This is a genomic window from Pelotomaculum propionicicum, assembly GCF_048984525.1.
Classification (GTDB): Bacteria; Bacillota; Desulfotomaculia; order Desulfotomaculales; family Pelotomaculaceae; genus Syntrophopropionicum; species Syntrophopropionicum propionicicum_A.
Map to the genome: position 1 here is coordinate 173724 of NZ_JBMGJC010000006.1, position 19962 is coordinate 193685.

At 44.7% G+C, this 19962-nt stretch carries 18 protein-coding genes; 13 read left to right on the forward strand and 5 right to left on the reverse strand.

What is annotated here, in order from left to right:
* Window positions 1-28 precede the first annotated feature (28 nt).
* Both gltA and ACOBQJ_RS08540 read right to left on the reverse strand, forming a co-directional pair.
* Window positions 29-1447, reverse strand: coding sequence for an NADPH-dependent glutamate synthase (gene gltA, locus ACOBQJ_RS08535; RefSeq protein WP_421071325.1), 1419 nt, complete (start codon window positions 1445-1447; stop codon window positions 29-31).
* Complete coding sequence (locus tag ACOBQJ_RS08540; RefSeq protein ID WP_421071326.1) at window positions 1447-2325, reverse strand: sulfide/dihydroorotate dehydrogenase-like FAD/NAD-binding protein; 879 nt, start codon at window positions 2323-2325, stop codon at window positions 1447-1449. Before ACOBQJ_RS08540 ends, gltA begins: the two co-directional genes overlap by 1 nt.
* A 390-nt stretch (window positions 2326-2715) precedes the next feature.
* Between ACOBQJ_RS08540 and ACOBQJ_RS08545 the strand changes: the two genes are divergently transcribed.
* The 11 genes from ACOBQJ_RS08545 (at window position 2716) to ACOBQJ_RS08595 (ending at window position 13330) form a co-directional block, all read left to right on the forward strand.
* Window positions 2716-4671, forward strand: a complete 1956-nt coding sequence (locus ACOBQJ_RS08545; RefSeq protein ID WP_421071327.1) for a sigma-54-dependent Fis family transcriptional regulator — start codon at window positions 2716-2718, stop codon at window positions 4669-4671.
* 487 nt (window positions 4672-5158) lie between these two features.
* On the forward strand, window positions 5159-6598 hold the full coding sequence (locus ACOBQJ_RS08550; RefSeq protein ID WP_421071328.1) for a 4-hydroxyphenylacetate 3-hydroxylase family protein: 1440 nt from the start codon (window positions 5159-5161) through the stop codon (window positions 6596-6598).
* Between the two features lie 5 nt (window positions 6599-6603).
* Window positions 6604-6912 carry a hypothetical protein gene (locus ACOBQJ_RS08555; protein ID WP_421071329.1) on the forward strand — a complete coding sequence of 103 codons (309 nt, stop codon included), beginning with the start codon at window positions 6604-6606 and terminating at the stop codon, window positions 6910-6912.
* Window positions 6913-6945: 33 nt separating this feature from the next.
* A complete protein-coding gene (locus ACOBQJ_RS08560; protein ID WP_421071330.1) occupies window positions 6946-7866 on the forward strand; it encodes a CoA transferase subunit A in 921 nt (306 codons plus the stop codon).
* A gap of 18 nt (window positions 7867-7884) precedes the next feature.
* On the forward strand, window positions 7885-8745 hold the full coding sequence (locus tag ACOBQJ_RS08565; RefSeq protein ID WP_421071331.1) for a CoA-transferase subunit beta: 861 nt from the start codon (window positions 7885-7887) through the stop codon (window positions 8743-8745).
* 63 nt (window positions 8746-8808) lie between these two features.
* Window positions 8809-9576 (forward strand): SDR family NAD(P)-dependent oxidoreductase, encoded by a 768-nt coding sequence (locus ACOBQJ_RS08570; protein ID WP_421071332.1) that lies wholly within the window; start codon window positions 8809-8811, stop codon window positions 9574-9576.
* Window positions 9577-9636: 60 nt separating this feature from the next.
* The gene (locus ACOBQJ_RS08575) at window positions 9637-10827 is read left to right on the forward strand and encodes a thiolase family protein (protein WP_421071393.1); all 1191 of its coding nucleotides are present in this window, start codon (window positions 9637-9639) and stop codon (window positions 10825-10827) included.
* A 26-nt stretch (window positions 10828-10853) separates the two neighbouring features.
* Entirely contained in the window at window positions 10854-11696 is an 843-nt protein-coding gene (locus tag ACOBQJ_RS08580) for a 3-hydroxybutyryl-CoA dehydrogenase (RefSeq protein ID WP_421071333.1), read from the forward strand.
* A gap of 17 nt (window positions 11697-11713) precedes the next feature.
* The gene (locus ACOBQJ_RS08585) at window positions 11714-12493 is read left to right on the forward strand and encodes an enoyl-CoA hydratase-related protein (RefSeq protein ID WP_421071394.1); all 780 of its coding nucleotides are present in this window, start codon (window positions 11714-11716) and stop codon (window positions 12491-12493) included.
* On the forward strand, window positions 12459-12632 hold the full coding sequence (locus tag ACOBQJ_RS08590) for a hypothetical protein (RefSeq protein ID WP_421071334.1): 174 nt from the start codon (window positions 12459-12461) through the stop codon (window positions 12630-12632). The genes ACOBQJ_RS08585 and ACOBQJ_RS08590 overlap by 35 nt, the downstream gene beginning before the upstream one ends.
* A gap of 122 nt (window positions 12633-12754) precedes the next feature.
* Window positions 12755-13330: a DUF1097 domain-containing protein gene (locus ACOBQJ_RS08595; RefSeq protein WP_421071335.1), complete on the forward strand. Its 576-nt coding sequence runs from the start codon at window positions 12755-12757 to the stop codon at window positions 13328-13330.
* A gap of 142 nt (window positions 13331-13472) precedes the next feature.
* On the opposite strand, the gene ACOBQJ_RS08600 is transcribed toward ACOBQJ_RS08595, so the two are convergent.
* Both ACOBQJ_RS08600 and ACOBQJ_RS08605 read right to left on the reverse strand, forming a co-directional pair.
* Complete coding sequence (locus ACOBQJ_RS08600; RefSeq protein ID WP_421071336.1) at window positions 13473-15524, reverse strand: thioredoxin domain-containing protein; 2052 nt, start codon at window positions 15522-15524, stop codon at window positions 13473-13475.
* Between the two features lie 132 nt (window positions 15525-15656).
* Window positions 15657-15791, reverse strand: a complete 135-nt coding sequence (locus ACOBQJ_RS08605) for an ATP-binding protein (protein ID WP_421071337.1) — start codon at window positions 15789-15791, stop codon at window positions 15657-15659.
* A gap of 318 nt (window positions 15792-16109) precedes the next feature.
* Here ACOBQJ_RS08605 and ACOBQJ_RS08610 point away from each other — a divergent pair, with 318 nt between their 5' ends.
* Together ACOBQJ_RS08610 and ACOBQJ_RS08615 are read left to right on the forward strand one after the other, a co-directional pair.
* Window positions 16110-16631, forward strand: coding sequence for a CBO0543 family protein (locus ACOBQJ_RS08610; RefSeq protein WP_421071338.1), 522 nt, complete (start codon window positions 16110-16112; stop codon window positions 16629-16631).
* A 147-nt stretch (window positions 16632-16778) separates the two neighbouring features.
* Window positions 16779-17345, forward strand: a complete 567-nt coding sequence (locus tag ACOBQJ_RS08615; RefSeq protein ID WP_421071339.1) for a CBO0543 family protein — start codon at window positions 16779-16781, stop codon at window positions 17343-17345.
* 211 nt (window positions 17346-17556) lie between these two features.
* Here ACOBQJ_RS08615 and ACOBQJ_RS08620 read toward each other — a convergent pair whose 3' ends face one another.
* On the reverse strand, window positions 17557-19872 hold the full coding sequence (locus ACOBQJ_RS08620) for a PAS domain S-box protein (RefSeq protein ID WP_421071340.1): 2316 nt from the start codon (window positions 19870-19872) through the stop codon (window positions 17557-17559).
* Window positions 19873-19962 lie beyond the last annotated feature (90 nt).

Here is a 19962-nt window from a genome sequence, read left to right on the forward strand (position 1 = left end):
ACCTCTATTTAAAAAAAGAATTACAGTCTCAATATTTTCCGGTCAAATACGCATGTATGGATTTGGCTGCGGTCCGTCCGGCGCCCATGGCCAGAATCACAGTGGCCGCGCCGGTTACCACATCGCCACCCGCATATACGCCTGGCTTGGAAGTAGCTCCTGTTGACGGATCGGCTACAATATTGCCCTTTCTGTTTAGCTCCAGACCCTGCGTGGTCCTGGGCACCAGTGGGTTTGGGCCCTGGCCTATGGCTACGACCACGGTGTCAATATCCATAAAATATTCAGAGCCCTTGATGGGAACGGGACTGCGACGGCCGGAGGAGTCCGGCTCGCCCAGTTCGCACCTGATACACTCCATCCCGGTCACCCAGTAGTTGTCGTCATAGGTAATCCGGGTCGGATAGGTTAGAAAAGCAAACTTGACGCCTTCTTCTTCGGCGTGCTCGACTTCTTCATGGCGCGCCGGCAGTTCCACTCTGGAGCGACGGTAAACTATCCAGGACTCTTCGGCGCCCAGGCGCAAAGCCGTGCGCGCGGAGTCCATAGCCACGTTGCCGCCACCAAGTACAGCCACTTTCCGGCCCACCCGGATCGGGGTGTCGCATGCGGGAAAGCGGTAAGCCTTCATCAAGTTGGTGCGGGTGAGAAATTCATTGGCTGAATATACCCCGCAAGCGTTTTCGCCCGGTATCTGCATAAAATAAGGAAGCCCCGCGCCAGTGCCGATAAATACCGCATCAAAGCCTTCTTCTTGGATTAGCTCGTCAACGGTGGCAATCTTGCCTACTACTGCATTAACCTTTATCTCTACACCGAGCTTTTCCAGGTTCCCCACTTCAGACTGAACCACGGCTTTGGGCAGCCTGAACTCCGGTATGCCGTACATGAGCACGCCGCCGGCCACGTGAAGGGCTTCAAATATGGTTACTTTATGGCCCAGCTTGGCCAGATCCGCGGCGCAGGTAAGCCCAGCTGGTCCTGAGCCTATTATGGCTACTTTTCTTCCGGTGGCGGGGGTTCTGTCCTGTACCCGGACTCCTCTGGCCAGCTCCCAGTCGGCGACAAAACGCTCGATCCGGCCTATGCCCACGGGCTGGTGCTTCCTGCCCAGGGTGCAGTATTTTTCACACTGGTTTTCCTGTGGACAGACGCGGCCGCAAACGGCGGGCAGAGCGTTCTTTTCTTTAAGCTTGCTGGCGGAACCGGCAAAGTCACGGCCGGCGGCTAGCTTTATAAACGCCGGTATGTCAACTTCTACGGGGCAGCCCTGGCGGCAGGGCTCGTTTATACACATCAGGCACCGGTTGGCCTCAGCCACAACTGCTCCTTCACTGTAACCCAGGGCCACTTCGTTAAAGTTTTTGGCCCGCTGGGCGGGGTCCTGAGCCGGCATGGGGTTTTTCCAGGGTTTGATTTTTCTCTTTTCCTTATTAGCTTCGGACATTAACTGTCACCTCCGCAATTGCAGCTGCACTTGTGAGCGCCCTGGCTGTTGTACCTTTCGAGGGCGGTCTGTTCTTTCGGCTTGTATATAACTGAGCGGCGGGCCATTTCATCGAAATCTACCTGGTGGCCGTCAAACTCCGGTCCGTCAACACAGGCAAACCTGGTCTCGCCGCCTACACTCACACGACAGCAGCCGCACATGCCGGTGCCGTCTACCATAATTGAGTTAAGGCTGACGAAGGTTTTCAAATTGTACTGTTTGGTAAGGCCGCACACGGCGCGCATCATGGGCAGGGGACCTATTGCCAGGCAAAGGGCAATATCGCCTTTTTCCTCAATTACTTCTTTTAGCAGGTCAGTAACAAAACCTTTACGCGCGTAGGATCCGTCATCGGTAATTACCCGCAGTTCGCTGCAGGCCGCGCGCATCTTATCTTCCCAGAAAAGCAGCTCTTTAGTGCGGGCGCCGATAATGCCTGTCACTTCATTTCCAGCTTCTTTCAGGGCTCTGGCAATGGGATGAACGGGGGCGACTCCCACGCCTCCCCCGACACAGGCGATACGTCCGTATTTTTCGATGTGGGAAGGCAAGCCCAGCGGCCCGACAAAGTCCTTAATAAAGTCGCCCTCGCCCAGAGCGCCCAGCTCTTTGGTGGTTTTCCCGACTTCCTGGAAGACACAGGTAATGGTGCCTTTTTCCCGGTCAAAATCGGCGATAGTCAAAGGGATTCTCTCGCCCTCTTCGTGGATGCGCAATATCACAAACTGCCCTGCTTTTGCTTTTTTTGTCACCAGTGGCGCCTCTATTTCAAACATGTTCAGTGTGGGCGCCAGTACTTCTTTTCTTAAAATCCTGTACGTTGTAACCACCTCCACACTTTTTTAAGCATTAACAGTTATCTTGCAAAAACATTGCCATTAGGTTTTGCGAGCTTTTGTTAATGTGTCGGGTTACTTTCTTGAAAAGTCAAAAAATGGCCCGTACCGTATGACTTGGACATATGTGCTTCAGTTTTCCAAGAAAGACTAAGCAGTCAAGGGAGGTAAATTAATCTTAACTATAGAAAGCTATAAAACACACTTTATATCTGCTGCCCGGTAACTCTGCTTTCCAGGAACACATGTATGATAATATTCTGTAGGTTTTAGTTAAAAAGCAAAGTTCCAATTAATCGGCTGCAAAAACGAATTATACCTTTACTGAAATTGTATATGGACAGTGTTTTTCAAATACATTGACAAGATTTTGAAGGGGAGTTTCTATTCATGCCACATGAACAAGCGGGATTACGAAATGCCTGGAAGTCTTTTGTTAATGGAGACAAAAAAGATATTACAACTGTAAGGCCCGTCATACAAAAATCATGGGAACGTTGTCAGCTCTTAGGGGTTAATCCGTATCAAAAAAAAGTCCCCAAAGTACTTGGCAGCGAAGCTCTCAAAAAGCTTATCTATAAGAATATGGATTGGCTGAAAATTGCTTTTCCTGTGGTGGAATCATTATATAAGTTTGTAGCAGGGTCTGGTTTTGTAGTTACAGTGGCTGACCAAAATGGCTATTTACTTAAAGTTATTGGCGAAACTGAAGTTGTTGAAGCGATTGCTCATGGGAATTTTATTCCAGGATCGAATTGGAGTGAGGCCAGCGCCGGTACAAACGGTGTAGGCACACCGCTAATTGAGGGGATACCTTTACAAATCTTTAGTTTTGAACACTATTGTATTTGTTCCCACCGCTGGACATGCTCGGCAGCACCAATTCGCGACCCGGATGGGAGAATAATTGGTGTGCTTGATATGACCGGTTCCTATGAAAAAGTCCATCCACATACTTTAGGCATGGTAGTAGCAGGCGCAGAAGCTATTGAACGTCAGATTAAAATGCAAAGAGTTTGGCAGGAACGGGACATAGCCAACAAATTTCGGGAAACTTTAATGGAGTCGATTTCAGAAGGTATCCTGGCGATAGATACGAGCCACAAGATTATTCATATTAATAGTGCAGCTAATCTTCTATTGGGTGTAAGCCAAGAACAATCTGTTGGAAAAGCCATAACGGATATTATTGACGCCAGAACAGATGATTGGAGAGAAATCATAAATGGTCAGAAGTTCATAACAGATATGGAAGTTAATACCGCCACACCGTTTAAAGACAAAAAGTTGCGCCTTACTGTAACTTCCCGCCCCATCCGCAGAGACGGCAAATGTGAAGGAGTCGTAATCGTCTTGAACGAAATAACCAGGGCCCGTAGATTAGCCCAAAGGATGAGTGGGTCGGTTGCGAAGATGACATTTGATGATATGATAGGCAAAAACCACGATTTCAGGGATTCCTTAAAGTTAGCCAAAGCTGTGGCCATCAGTGACTCAACAGTGTTATTGCTTGGGGAAAGCGGTACCGGCAAGGACATCGTGGCCCAGGCTATTCATAACTCCAGCAGCAGAGCGAAAGGCCCTTTTGTGGCTATCAACTGCGGCGCTATCCCCCGGGATCTTATAGGGAGCGAACTCTTTGGTTATACGGAAGGCGCTTTCACGGGCGCCAAAAAGGGAGGAAGTCCGGGCAAGTTTGAACTGGCTGATGGAGGAACCATTTTTTTAGATGAAATCGGTGACATGCCTACAGAACTACAAACCAACCTTCTTAGAGTAATAGAGAATAAGTCCATTAGCCGTATCGGAGGCACATCGGTAATACCTGTGGATGTGCGGATAATAGCAGCAACAAACCGGGAATTAGAAAAAGAGATAAAATTGGGAAATTTCAGGGCGGATTTGTATTACCGATTAAATGTAGTTACCGTCTGCATGATCCCTCTCAGAGAAAGACAAGACGATATTGAGCTTCTTTTTTTATATTTCCTTGAGAAGTTGGGCAAGCAAATGGGAAAAGATATTATTAGGGTAGAAGATAAAGTATGGGATTTGCTAAAAGCCTATTCCTGGCCTGGTAATATACGTGAGTTGCAGAATGTCGTAGAAAGAGCTCTACATCTGAGTGTCGGTCCGATATTATTGCCAGAACAACTGCCGGAAGAGATCAGGCAGCCTATAAATAACATAAAGAAAGGACTAATGCCCGTTGAAGATTTTGAAAAGCAGGTAATAATACAATTGATTGAAGAGTACCATGGCAACCTCTCCCGCGTAGCTGATCATTTAAATGTTGCCAGGACTACTTTATATCGGAGGATGGCTAAATATGGAATAAGCAAGTGAATACATTACATTGCTGTTAAATGCGTACAGGCTTTCCTTTTATATCTTAATGTATTGTTGTTAAATAATACATTGTAGCGTTTATGGACAGGTAAGCTGCCCCTGTATACCGGCCGGAACTGATCACCTATTCGGGGTAACTGGATACTCTTTCCGAAGGAATGTGAGTACCTGGTTTTGAGCCAAACTTATAAAGCCGCCTGCCATCAAACCTTTGCCACTCACCCGGTTCGAGTTTCTTATCTCACCACGTTTAATGAACGCCCTTTGGTCGCGGTCCTCTTATTAGGATCGCGATTTTCTTTTTTAGAATGTCGTTTTCATCCCGCCGGTCCTGGTTTTCTCATTTAACCATCTCCATAAAAAAACCTCCTGCTGATTAAATTTCACCAGAAAACCGTTTCAGCGGCTTAATTACGTGTTTCACAAAAGTGGAACGTGTCTTGCTAATAATAATTAAAAATTTAATCCAGGAGGAGATTTGGCTATGATGAATGGTTCTGAGTACATTGAGAGCCTGCGCAAACTCAATACGAAGGTATATGCCTTCGGAGAGGAAGTAAAGGACTTGGTGGATAATCCTTTGTTCCAGCCTCACATCAACTCAGCAGCATTAACCTATGACATGGCACATGATCCCATGTTCGAGGATCTGGTAACAGCTGTGTCTCACCTTACCGGCAAGAGGATAAATCGCTTCACACACATTCACCAAAGCACCGAAGATCTTGTTAAAAAAGTAAAAATGTTGCGTATGATTGCTCAGCGTACTGGTTCCTGTTTCCAGCGGTGTGTTGGATTTGATGCATTAAATGCTGTATATACGACGACTTATGACATGGATAAGAAACTCGGGACAGATTACCACAAAAGACTAGTAGACTTTCTATTATATGTCCAGGAAAACGATGTTATGGTGGCCGGCGCCATGACCGATCCCAAGGGTGACCGCAGCTTACGTCCGTCCAAACAAGCGGATCCGGATCTTTTTGTCCGTGTAGTTGAAAAGAATGAAAAAGGAATTGTCATCCGCGGCGCCAAGGCCCACATGACCGGTATTGTAAATTCCCATGAGATGCTTATAATGCCGACCACAGCTTTGACTGCGGAGGATGCTGAATATGCTGTGTCTTGTGCTGTACCTGTAGACGCCCCCGGTATTATTCACATATTCGGCCGTCAGAGCAACGATTCACGAAAAGCCGGTAAAATTGACCAGGGCAATGCACGTTTCGGAATTGTCGGAGGAGAAGCTCTGACCATTTTAGAAGATGTTTTTGTCCCATGGGAAAAAGTATTCATGTGTGGTGAGTGGGAATTTGCCGGCAGCATGGTAGAATTTTTTGCCTCATACCACCGTCAGAATTATGGCGGCTGTAAAGGTGGCGTAAGTGATGTGATCATCGGCGCTACGGCAGCCATAGCTGATTATAATGGGGCCGCTAAAGCATCTCATGTAAGGGATAAGGTCACGGAAATGATCCATCTTACTGAAACCCTTTATGCCGGTTCTATAGCCTGTTCAGCGGAAGGACGACCGACTCCTTCAGGAGCCTATTTTGTTGATCCTATGCTGGCCAACATTACCAAACAAAACGTTACGAGATTCATTTACGAGATATGCCGTTTAAGCCATGATGTCGCTGGCGGGTTCATCGCAACATTGCCTTCAGAGGATGATCTGTTCAGTCCGGAAATAGGACATTATGTTGATAAATATTTCAAAGGTGTAGCAAATATCCCCTCAGAAACCCGGTTTAGGATGGCCAGACTTATAGAAAATATAACCGCGGGCACAGCCTTAGTCGAAAGTATGCATGGCGCCGGCTCACCTCAGGCGCAGCGCGTAATGATTATGCGTCAAGGCAATGTGGAACAGAAGAAGAAATTAGCCAGGGATTTGGCGGGAATACCTGATAATAGCTAACAGCCATGACCCGTAAACTAAGGGTCGGTGTAAAATATTGCGGACACTGCAACCCATATATTGATGGCCCTGCATTAGTCCATAATTTAGAGCAACTGGTTCAAAATGTGGAATTGGTTAGCTGGGATAACCCGACATATGATGTTCTCTTAATGGTAAGCGCATGTATGTCAGCCTGCCTTAGCCGGCCATCCTTCAACGGTCCCTGGATAGAGATTGTTGTAAATGAAATAAGGAAATATCAAGTGACCGATGGTAGTCCAGCAGAGCTTTTTCTAAAAGTTCTGCTGGATGAAGGGATAAAAGCGCAATAAAAAATATGCAGAAAATGGTGAGAAACAGAAATCATGAACTCAAAGAAAAAAACAGATAAAAGAATGACTTTAAAAGAAGCCATCGCAACCTTTCTAAAGGACGGAGATACCATTAGCTTTAGTGGAATGGGAGGCGCGCAGTGTGTAGCTCAAACCCATGAAATTATACGGCAAGGCAAGAAGGATTTGACATTAATTGGTGATAGTCCCTGTGAGGCCGGCGATATGTTAGTTGGCGCCGGGGTTTTAAAACGTATGGAGATTGCCTGGTGCTCATATGCAGTTGCCGGCTTGGCATATAACTTCAGGCGGGCTATAGAACAAGAAATTCCTAACCGTGTGGAACTGGTGGAGTACTCAAATTTCACCATAGGATTGCGGTTTTTGGCAGGCGCTTTAAACTTGCCTTTCATGGCCACTAAATCCTTACTGGGTTCTGACCTGCCAAAATATAACGCAAGCATTAAAACCATGGACGATCCATATACAGGAGAAAAAGTAGCCTTGGTTCCCGCAGCTAAACCAGATGTTGCTATTGTCCATGTCAGCAGGTCCGACAAAAGAGGTAACGCTCAAACGTTTGGTTTTTCTTCAAATTCAGAAAACTTGGTTCGGGCTGCTAAATATGTAATAGTAACCTGTGAGGAAATTGTTTCTACCGATGAAGTGCGCCGGTGCCCCAATCTTACTATTGCGCCGGAGTATGCGGTAGATGCCGTGGTGGAATTACCATTTGCTTGTCACCCCTGGAATATGCCTTATGCTTATGCTTATGATATTCCGTTTCATATGCAGCAACTGGCCGTTTTTAAAACACGTGAGGGGTATCTAAAATGGTTGGAAGAATGGTGCTTCAGCGTGGGAGACTGGAATGGATACTTGAAAAAAGTTGGATGGGACCGGTTGGAAAGGCTGCGTAAAGTAGAAAAACGATTCACGCATGTTAACTATTAGGGAATGAGGGAAAGCGTAATGAACAATAATGGCACTGGATATAACCTTCAGGAACTGCTGGTGGCGGCTTCCGCAAGGGAAATTAATGATGGTGACGTGGTTTTTGCCGGAGTGGGAGTTCCGTTGTTAGGTGCTCTCGTGGCTAAACTAACCCACGCGCCGAACCTGATTATGGCTATGGAATCAGGCAGCATAGGACCCTTTCCTTACCGAATCATACTGGGTATCGGGGACAATTCCTGTGTTGAGAACTCTATCTGTACTACTTCCCTGTGGCGACTCTTCTCAGACCAACAGTGTGGTTTTTTTGATGTGGGAATGATTGGCGGCGCTCAAGTTGATAAATACGGCAATCTAAACAGTACAGCTATTTATGGTGAAGGTGACTATCATAGACCTGCGTCAAGATTGCCGGGCAGCGGCGGGGCAAACGACATTGCAAGCTCGGCCAGAAGAACCATCATTACTTTGCCCCTAGAAAAAAGACGCTTTCTTGAAAGGGTAGATTACATCACTTCTCCCGGCTACATTGACGGATATAACTCACGGGAAAAAGCAGGTTTGCCCAGTGGGGGTCCGGCATCGATTATCACCAATAAATGTATATTCCGTTTTGACCCGGAAACCAGGGAAGCATACCTGGATAGCTTGCACGAGGGGATAACCGTAGACGAAATTAAGGCGAATGTGTCATGGGATCTAAAGGTGGCCCCTGTTGTTAAAACAACTCCTCCGCCCACTGATGAGCAGCTTATTATAACCCGTATTGTGGACAGGGCTGGGATTTATACTAACGGTGGTCTTAAAAACCTTACTTTTGAAAACTATATGGATCTTTTAGAAAAATCCCATGATGATTTGCAGTTATTTTTTAAATAGCGGTCAGTTAATTCGTTAATTGATGTGATTCAAGTCCAAATAAATCAATACAAAGGGAGGATTATGATGGATGTTTCATCATTTAGCTTAGAAGGCAAGGTAGCGCTGGTTACCGGTTCCACGAAAGGAATAGGTTATGGAATCGCTATGGGACTGGCTAATGCCGGAGCGGATCTGGTAATTGTCAGCCGTCACCAGGCTGATTGTGACCGTGTAGCCGAGGAAGTTCGAAGCAGGTTGTGTGATGCTATTGGTATTGCCACAGATATAACCAAAAAAGACCAACTGGAAGCATTAATAACAAAAACTATTGCCCAATATGGCCGAATCGATATTCTAGTGAATAATGCGGGTACTGCTATTACTAAAAAAGCGGAAGACCTTACAGAAGAGGATTTTGACAGGGTAGTAAACCTCGACCAGAGGGCAGTTTTTACCATGTCTCATGCTGTAGGCAAAGTTATGATCAAGCAGGGCGGCGGCAAGATTATCAATATTGCTTCCATCCTCGGGTTGGTGGGTGATCGCCAGGTACTGCCTTATTGTGTAGCCAAGGGTGGTGTTATCCAAATGACCAAAGCCCTGGCTTTAGAATGGGCTAAGTATAATATTCGGGTTAATGCCATTTGTCCGGGTTATGTCATTACTCCGATGAATGAGGCTGATTTGAAAAATGAGAAGATTTACAATCACATTATTAAAAGCATACCGATGCGACGTCTTGGACAAGTTGAAGATATATCGGGTGCAGCGGTATATTTAGCCTCGGACGCCTCCAATTATATGACCGGACAACACCTGGTTATTGATGGAGGATGGACTGCCCAATAACAATTAGTTAATATTAGCAATCAAAATTTAAAGAGGTGTTAAATTTTGGCTGGTGCTCATGTGCAAAAATTAGAAAATGTCTATATCGTTGGTGCTGCCCGAACTCCTATTGGGGATTTTTTGGGTACTTTAAAGGACATTTCAGCGGTAGACCTGGGAGTAGTTACAGCACAGGCTGCTATGGAGCGCGCTGGTGTAAAGCCGGAACAGGTGAACGATGTAGTAGCGGGGATGTGTTATAAACAGGGAGTAAAAGGTAACCCGGCCCGACAGATACAATTAAACAGCGGAATCCCGGTGGTCGCCCCTGCTGCGACCATAGACCAGCAGTGCGGTTCTGCAATGCGTGCACTTGAAATCGCAGCTAATCAGATCATGCTCGGGAAATCCAGCGTGAGCCTGGCTGTGGGCATTGAAAACATGTCTCAAGTGCCCTACCTGTTAATGGGGGCGCGCACAGGATACCGCATGGGTCAGGGTCAGGTAGAAGATGCGCTGCTTTATGATGCGTTAAATGACGCGTTTTTCGGTTATCATATGGGGGTAACTGCCGAAAATCTGGCAGAAAAGTACGGTATTACCCGTCAGGAACAAGATGAACTGGCCCTATTAAGCCACCAGCGTGCGGTAGCTGCCATTCGTGAAGGAAAGTTCAAAGAGGAAATAGTCCCTGTCGAAGTCAAGATTAAGAAGAAGAAGGTATTATTTACAACCGATGAACACCCCAGAGAATCCGCCTCCTTGGATAATCTTGCGAAACTTCGGCCGGCATTTAAAGACGATGGAACCGTAACAGCCGGAAATGCCAGTGGAGTAAATGATGCCGCGGCGGCAGTCATTTTGATGTCAGAATCAAAGGTATTAGAAACAGGCGTTAAGCCATTGGCAAAAATTATTGCCACCGCTTCCTACGGGGTGAATCCTGAAATTATGGGAATCGGGCCTGCTTACGCTATTCCCAAAGCACTGGAGCTTGCCAACTTAGAACTAAACGATATTGATTATTTTGAAATTAACGAGGCCTTTGCCGCTCAGTTCCTTGCAGTTAACCGTAAGTTAAGACTAAACATTGACCGTGTTAATGCAAATGGATCCGGTATTGCCCTGGGCCATCCGGTTGGATGCACAGGTATCCGCCTTATTGTCACTCTTCTTTCAGAGATGCGCCGGAGGGGAGGACAATTCGGAGTAGCATCTTTATGTGTCGGCGGCGGGCCCGCAATGGCCACAGTTGTTGAAATGGTTAATTAACTTATTAAAGAAGGAGAAGGATAAATATGGAAAGGATAATGGTTTTAGGAGCCGGTACTATGGGCTCTGCTATCGCTCAGGTAGTGGTCCAAGCGGGATTCTCCGTTACCTTATGTGATGTGGAAGACCGCTTTGTACAGAAGGGCCTGTCCAATATCGAAAAAAACTTAAAGCGCCAGGTAGATAAGGGGAAAATGGCAGCCCGGGATAAAGACGCTACTCTTGAGCGTATTAGTACTACTGTTGATTTAAATTGCGGGGCTGATAACGACCTGGTTATTGAAGCGGTTATCGAGGATCAAAAACTGAAGACAGAAATCTTTAAAGAATTAGACCGAACCATGAAAAAAGGGGCCATTCTGGCTAGCAATACCTCAGCATTAAGTATCAGCGCCCTGGCCGCTGCCACCTCCCGGCCGGATAAGGTTATTGGTATGCACTTCTTTAACCCTGTCCCAGTTATGCAGCTTGTGGAAGTTACCAAAGGACCTGCTACCAGTGAAGAGACTTTTATTTTAATTAAAGCTCTGTTAGAAAAACTCGGAAAAACTTTGGTAACAGTTAATGAAGCGCCGGGGTTCATCGTAAACCGCATGTTAGTCCCCATGATCAATGAGGCGGTTTACACACTCATGGAGGGTGTGGCCAGTGCCGGGGATATTGATACGGCGATGAAACTGGGCGCCAACCATCCGATTGGGCCTTTAGCCCTTGGTGACATGATCGGCCTTGATGTGTGTTTGTCAGTTATGGAAACTTTATATGCTGAATTTGGAGATCCTAAATATCGCCCCTGCCCTCTTTTAAGAAAGCTGGTTCGTGCCGGATACCTGGGGCGTAAAACCGGAAAGGGATTCTATTCCTATTAATCTGAGAGGTGAAAAAAATGCCAGTGCATCTTGAATGTACAGAAAAAACAGCTGTAATACGCTTTGATAACCCCCCCGCCAATTCACTGAGTGCAACAGTATTAAAAGAGCTTCGGAGTAAGTTGAAAGAACTACAATTAAAAATAACTGCTGGGGAAATCAGGGCCGTGGTAATTACCGGCACGGGGCCGAAATTCTTTATAGCCGGAGCAGATATTAGCCGTTTCCCCGAATTAGATTCAAAAGGCGGTTATGAATTAGCCCGGGAGGGACAAGTAATTTTTGAGGAACTGTCTTGTCTGCCCTGTGCTACAATTGCTGCCATTAACGGATACGCCTTAGGGGGCGGGATGGAGCTCGCTATGGCCTGCGATATACGTTTGGCGTCAGCCAATGCCCAACTTGGACAACCTGAAATAAACCTGGGGCTGATTCCCGGTTACGGCGGCACCCAGCGATTGACGCGTTTAGCTGGGACGGGGATAGCCAAGGAACTCATTTTTACCGGTAGAAACATCTCAGCAGAAGAGGCTCTGCGTATTGGAATCATCAATCGGGTAGTTACGGAGGGCGAGGTTTTGGATGAGGCTTTAAAACTGGCTAAATCTATCGCCGGCAAACCCCCCTTAGCATTGCGGGCGGCCAAAGAAGCAATAGATAAAGGTCTTGAAATGACATTGGCTATGGGTGTAGAAGCTGAGGCAAAACACTTTGGCGATCTTTTTTCAACGGAGGACCAAAAAGAAGGGGCCAGGGCTTTCCTTGAAAAAAGAAAACCTCAATTTAAGGGTATTTGAGTCAAACGGGATCCCTGAAACCCATCAGACAAATTATGCAAATCTCCTGCCCCTTAAAATTATAACTGCTGCCAGGGATAACCTGCAATTTTACATGCCAGACAGGGTCATATACTACAAAAAGGAGGGACGTAAATAATTTTGATTACGCCGTTTGTTTGGAGTGCTGGAGGAGCAAGGTTATTGCAAAAAGGCTGTACTGTGCAAAGTCAATATTAAAGCTGTTTAGGCAAAGGGGTGATTATTGACCGTACCTTGTAGGTGTTTATAAAGGTAGTAAAAACCATAAAAAAAGGAGATGAATTTGTGGATAAGAAATATTTATGGACCTGGAGTGTTTGGATTGGTATAATGACTTTTATTTATGTATTTATCTATGCTTTACTGCCAGCATTCGCAACTAACGTTCTTTGGATGACTTTCGTGGCTCTTCCTATATTCTTCGGTGGCGGCGCGCTTGTAAAAGAAATTCCTCATTACTTTTGCAGTGCTGTTGCCGGTGTTCTTTGGGGTTGGCTTATGCTGCAAACTGCCGGTTTCATGACCCAGGCTGGAATTAATGCTGCCCTCTCCCTAGGTTTTGCAGTTGGATTTGGTACATTTTTAGCTATCGGGATCCATATGATTCCACTGGGTAATACATTGCTTGGCAAGGTAACAATTGTTTTTGGATCTGCCGCTATGTGTTTTGCAACCGGAGGAGAAAACCTGGTAACGGTAATCGGCACTCTTCTCGGAGGCTTAGTTTTAGGGGCGATTTTCACTGTGGGTGGAGACCTCCTTCAGAAATACGTTTTCAATAAAAAGGCTGAAGATTTAGAAGAGGTTAAGGCCTAATTAAAAATGTGATACATGTTCATGAGGACACCTCTCCTTTTGGAATGGTTGTGGCTAACTCACCAATTCCAGATAAAGGATCGGTGTCCCTCTTTTTTTTGCTATATAGTTTTGTGCCTCTTTAGCAGTATAAATGTATAAGTTATTGCTGAAGCGCTTCAACAAACTGCCGGTGGTCTGTAACCGGCGCCTGGCAGGCATAGTTTTCACAAATATAGGCGGCTGCTTTCCCATCGACTAAGCGCTGCTCCTTCAGGAAAGGGACCAGCTTTTCAATCTGCCGGCCTGCTTCACCTTCCGGGTGATAAGCCACCACCGTGTTCGGCATAAAGGTCTGGCTGACGGCCCTTAACATCGCCTCAGTATCTGCGTCTCCCGCTCTCCCGGCAATTACAATCCCGCGGGCGGGGCCGAGCAAGAGGTCAACTCCCATCAGGAAGTGAGTGTATCCCCACGGGTAATCCCCGATACTTCCCGCAAACGCTTTCACCTGCTTTTCAGCCATATCCGCGAATGACTGGCCGGCAGTCAAAAGGGCCAGTCGCAGCAGGTTAACCAGCGCCACCGAGTTGCCGGACGGCAGCGCCCCGTCATAAATTTCCTTCGGGCGGGAAATAAGCTGCTCCGCGTCCTTACCATTAAAGAAAAACCCCCCGTTTTCTTCATCCCAGAAGAGATCGATCATCTGACCGGTAAGTTCAATGGCTCCCTCCAGGTGGGTTGCGTCAAACGTGGCTTCGTACAGTTCCAGCAGCCCCCAGGTTAAAAAAGCATAGTCGTCAAGATACGCCGGGTAGGCTGATTCTCCATCGCGGTAACGGGCCAGCAGCCTGCCGTCCGCCCGCCGCATTTTATTAAAAATGAATTCAACAGCGCGTGCCGCCGCATCCCGGTAAACATCTTCACCAAAAACTGCCGCCCCCCTGGCCATGGCGGCGATCATCAGTCCGTTCCAGGAAGTGAGGACCTTATCGTCCTTGTACGGGTGCACCCGTTTTTCACGGGCCTGGAAAAGTTTCTCCCGCATAGATTCGTTATAAACGGCAGTTTTCTCTGCTGCTAATTCCCCGGCTTCGTCAAACGTTGGAGCTGCGATCAGGTTAGGGATGCTCCGGCCCTCGAAATTGCCTTTTACTGTTATGTCAAACAAACGGCAGTATGTTTCGCCATCCCGATCACCTAAAATTTCTTTAATTTCAGCGGGAGACCAGACATAAAATTTCCCCTCCTCACCTTCGGAGTCAGCATCTTCCGCTGAATAAAAACCACCTTCGGGAGAGGTCATGTCTCTCAGTATGTATGTGAAGATCTCTTTTGCCGCCCTGGCGTACAGCTTCCGTCCCGTTGCCTGGTAACCTTCTATGTACGCCAGTGCCAGCAGCGCGTTGTCATAAAGCATCTTTTCAAAATGAGGGACCAGCCACTGCTTGTCGGTTGAATAACGGGAAAAACCATAACCGATATGGTCGTATATCCCGCCCCTGTACATATGCTCAAGAGTGAGTTCCACCATATCCAGGGCTTCCTTATCACCGTTGCGCTTCCAGTAGCGCAGGAGAAAGGCCAGGTTATGGGGAGCAGGAAATTTAGGCGCTGTCCCGAATCCGCCGAATCCATTATCAAACATTCCTCTGGCTTGAAAAAACGCTTTAAGCAGAGTTTTTCCATTCAGCTCTTTACCTTGATCATCGCTTCTTTCTGTAAAAACAGAAAGGCTCACCTTTTCGGCGGTTTCAACCAGCAAATCCGTGTCCTGCCTCCACTTTTCACTTACCTGGATCAGTATTTCCACCAGGCCTATCCTGCCCCATTTTTCATGCTTGGGAAAATAAGTTCCCGCGTAAAAAGGTTTTTTATCAGGAGTCATTAAAATGGTTAGCGGCCACCCCCCCTGACCGGTCATGGCCTGGCATACAGACATATAGATATGGTCTATGTCCGGCCGTTCTTCCCGGTCTACCTTTATGGATACGAAGTTATTATTGAGGATTGCAGCTACTTCCTCATCTTCGAACGACTCTCTTTCCATGACGTGGCACCAGTGACAGGTAGAATATCCCACACTTAGAAAAATAGGGCAGTCCCTTTTCTTTGCTTCTTCAAAAGCCTCATCAGACCAGGGATACCAGTCTACGGGATTATTGGCATGTTGGAGCAGGTAAGGACTTTTTTCTTTTAACAGTCTGTTAGCCAAGAGCTAACCTCCCCAATTTATCTTGAAACATTATGGTTATTGTAACAAATAAAACTGATTATTATTAAAAATAGCACAAATGACCCAATATTTGAGCCTGTGCTGATTTGCTTAAACCCATATCACACCCTCTTAACCTTTAAATCTTACAAAGAAGGTCGTACCCTCCGTTCCTGTATCAATGTCAATCCTGGCGTTGTGCATTTCCGCTATGCTGCAACAGACAGCCAACCCCAGGCCAGTGCCATTATCTTTATCCTGTTTCATGGCATCTGCCTGGAGAAGAGGAAATGCTGCCCTGGTATCACATAATATCTTGTTTATTCCATGGATCACAAGACGCGCTAGAATCGTTTCTAATGCGTTAAAATTCTGCGGGCAAGGTATTATTGGTATATATTACCTTTTTATCCTAGGTGGGCTTGGTGATAGTTTGGCAATCTAGACCGCTAGCCGTCACCCTGTCCCTGGCAGCTGTGAGAGCGGTCAAGTTATTACCATATATTTAATCAAGTAAAGTAAAACACTATTAAAAATGTTTTTACAGGAAATACTAATTAAGCCACATAATATTGAGGTGTTCAAATGGATTTTAATATCTTGAAATTAGCTGAAATAAATTTAATAGCTGCCTTTCCCTTCTTAGCAGCTGCGTGGAAATGGGGTGACTGGCGTAACTGGCGAAGGTACTATCCCACAGTTCTGTTTTTTATAGCTATAGACTTTGCATACGGATATATAACCAAGAATCAACCACTCTGGCAATTCGAATCACTAGTAATAACGAGTACTTTCAGTTTTATTTTCGTTGCATTGGTTGGACAACCACCTGCGATATTCCTCTTTTTGTCTCTTTATCCAAATAAATTACATAAACAAATTGGATATATTTTAATTTGGGTTGCGATTTTTTCAATAATTGAAATAATAGCTTTCAAGATTGGCTCAATTTCGTATCAAAATGGTTGGAATATTTGGTTTTCAATTTTATTTAACTGTATTATGTTTACCATAATTCGTCTACACTACAAAGAGCCATTGCAAGCATGGATTATTACCATTGTTCTAGCTGTTATAATAATGTTTCTTTTTAACATATCTCTTTAAAAACATTGGAAAAATATACTCATTTCTAATATTTATTGTAACCTATTTAATAAGTTTTCAAAAAATATAATATAGAAGGCCTTGATATTTAAAACTGTAGTACCCCAATCAATATTTTTTATAACCAAAAGGTGGTAAATTAAGAATATGTTTAATTCAGTTATTAATCACCCTCTTTGGGGAAAACAGATAGAACTTCGTGCTGCTTTAAGAGATGTTAATATGGATCATTACTTGCAAAATAATGTATTTACTTTTTCTTGGTGGTTATCCTTAATTTTTGTTATCTTAGTATGGTGCATATGGTGGAAACGTGTTGATAAGTATAGGTTATTGGAAATAGTTTGTTATGGTCTTTTAGTTTCGGTTGTGGTAATAATCATAGACATACTTGGCGTTGAATTGGTATTATGGGGCTATCCTAATATGTTAATACCACTTATGCCCCCTTTATTTTCAGCCGATATCGCTTTATTGCCTGTAACATACATGTTAATATATCAATATTATGCTGAATGGAAAGAATTTTTTATAGCTATTTTAATCACCTCCTTTGTTTTGGCGTTTATCGGAGAACCAATAGCTATATGGTTAGAGCTATATGAAATGAACAATTGGAAACACTTATATTCCTTCCCAATTTATATTATCATCGGTCTTTCACTAAAATGGGTTGTGATTAAAATAAATTTAAAACAAGTGAGTTATAAGTAAAAAAATTATTCAAGCCCTCCTGTTCGTAACCAATTTGCCTACCAGTCGGTCGGCTACGCTAACGCTTCGTATCTACGATCTTTACATAATGGCGCATTATCCGTCGATCTGCTCCCGCAACAAAGATGTGATCGTTTGATGAAATAAACGATCAACCGATAAAAGGAACTCCCTATATTTATTTACTGTAAAAAATTTACCTCAATACCTTTTATTCTTTAAATCTAACAAAGAAGGTAGTCCCCTCAGGTCCTGTGTCAATTTCAATCCTGGCATTGTGCCTGGCTGCAATACTGTAACAAACAGCCAGCCCCAGGCCAGTGCCGTTATCTTTGGTTGTAAAAAAGGGTGTCCCAATTTTCGCAATGACTTCTGGGACTATTCCGCTGCCCTGATCTGTTACAGCCAGGACTACCATATCGTCCTCCTGGAATGTTTTAATAGTCATTAAACCGCCTGGCTGCATGGCATCCAGCCCGTTTCGGACAAGGTTAAGGATCAGCTGCTGGACCTCATTTCTATCAATCTTGATATGGGGAATGTCACCGAGTACCAACTCAATGTTTTTATCCTGTTTCATGGCATCTGCCTGGAGCAGAGGAAACACTGCCCTGACCTTTTGATTAAGGCTTTGACTCTTTAATTCAACAGCCTTATTTTTAGCCAGAGATAGAAACTCTGAGATAATCGAATTTGCCCTGTCAAGTTCCTCCACCATTAGGTCCATTATGTCCCTATCCTGGTCATACCTTTCTTTTTCCTTAAGCAGCTGCAGAAATCCCTTAACCGTGGTCATGGGGTTTCTGACTTCGTGCCCTATACCAGCCGCCATTTCGCCGACCAGGTTCAACCTGTCTAATCGCTCCAATTCATACTGGTATGTTTTAAGCTCGGTTATATCATTCTGGATGGTAATCAAACACTCTTCACCGTCCAGATTTACTTTCCCCCCCGTGAACATTACATCAAATACCCTGCCATCCTTATTCCTCAGCTTTAATTCCTTGTTATAAACTTCTTCTTCATTAAGTTTTTTTAACATTTCAGCCCTATCACCATCACCAGGATTAAACCACAAGTTTAGTTCAACAGTTGAGCGCCCAATGACTTCTTCCTCTGTAAAACCGTTTTTCTGTAAAAATACTTTGTTAGCCTTTTTAATTTTCCCCTCCTTTAAAGAAGTAATTAATAACGAATAAGGCGCATGATCAAACGCTATGGCGAAAAGTTCCTGGGATTCACGCAAAGCCTCTTCAGCTTTTCTTCGTTCGGTTATATCAACTGCGGAAATAAGTGAAAATTTCTCGCCATTTATATCTAAAATATCGATAGATGTAAGGAAATAACAAGCCTCTCCTGATTTTTTTATTATTTTTTCTTCATAATTCCTTATACAACCATATTCAAGAAGAATTTGCTTTATTTTTTGTCTTACTATTGGCTCGACCCGTATACCCAGTTCTTTAGTAGTTTTACCGATCATCTCTGCCCTTTTGTAACTAATGGAATTTGCCCATATATTGTTAACATCAACATAAGTGTCATCATCGAGCCTTGTAATAGCCATCATCGTCTGATTATGGTAAAAGGCCTTGGAGAACTTCTCTTCAGATAAACGCAATACTTCTTCCGATTTCTTGCGTTCCGTAATATCCCGAACTATTATACTGGATAAAATACGGCCATCCTTATCTTTAAACAGGTTTGAAGTAGCCTCGCCAGGAAATTTAGTCCCATCCTTTCTAATCAGTGTAGCTTCGGTATTAAAGCATCCTGTTTTTTCTCTTCCCTGAACAGCCATAATAACCCCCGGGTCGTTCATGTCAACAATTCCGTTCCTGCCAACAGCACACAACTCTTCTTCTGTTCTGCCAAACATGAGACAAGCCGAGGGATTGGCTGACAGTATTGTCCCGTCTGGAACTGTTAATAAGATACCGTCAATGCTGTTATCAAAGATGCTTCGATAGCGTTCTTCACTTTCACATAGTTTTTCTTTAGTTCTGACATGTTCGGTTACATCATTTAGAGTAAAGATCAATGATTCCACCTCTCCATATGAATCCAGGACAGGCACAAGTGTCCAGTCCCAATATGTAGTCCCCCATTCAGGATGGTCGGTGTAAACAAATGGCCTTGCCCAGGCCTTATAGCTTTCTTTTGTCATGACGACCTGATCAAAGATTACTTTTACGTCGGAAGGGTAGAATTCAAAGTGGTTATGGCCAGGAAAATCAGAGACTTGTCGGGAAAATGCTTTAGCGTATACATCGTTAACGCAGATAAAGTTGTAGTTACTGTCCAGAATAACAACTGCGAAGATTTTGTTGTCAAAGAGGGCTTCAAAAGTATTTTTGTCTTTGTTTCTTATATCAATTTCTGCTTTAAGCCTTTTTATCTCCGCTTCAAGCCCTTTGACATCTGGCTTATTATCCTCGGTTGATTCGGTGCTGTACTGGTTCACTGTACTTTCATGTTCGCCACTTTCCATACGCTGCACAGGATTTTTCTCTTCTGTTGTGGCCAAATTATTCATCCTTTCGGTCAATATTTATGCCGTTTCTTGTTATTAAACAGATTTTATATATTTACCTTTGGGAATCATGTCGCTTTGTGT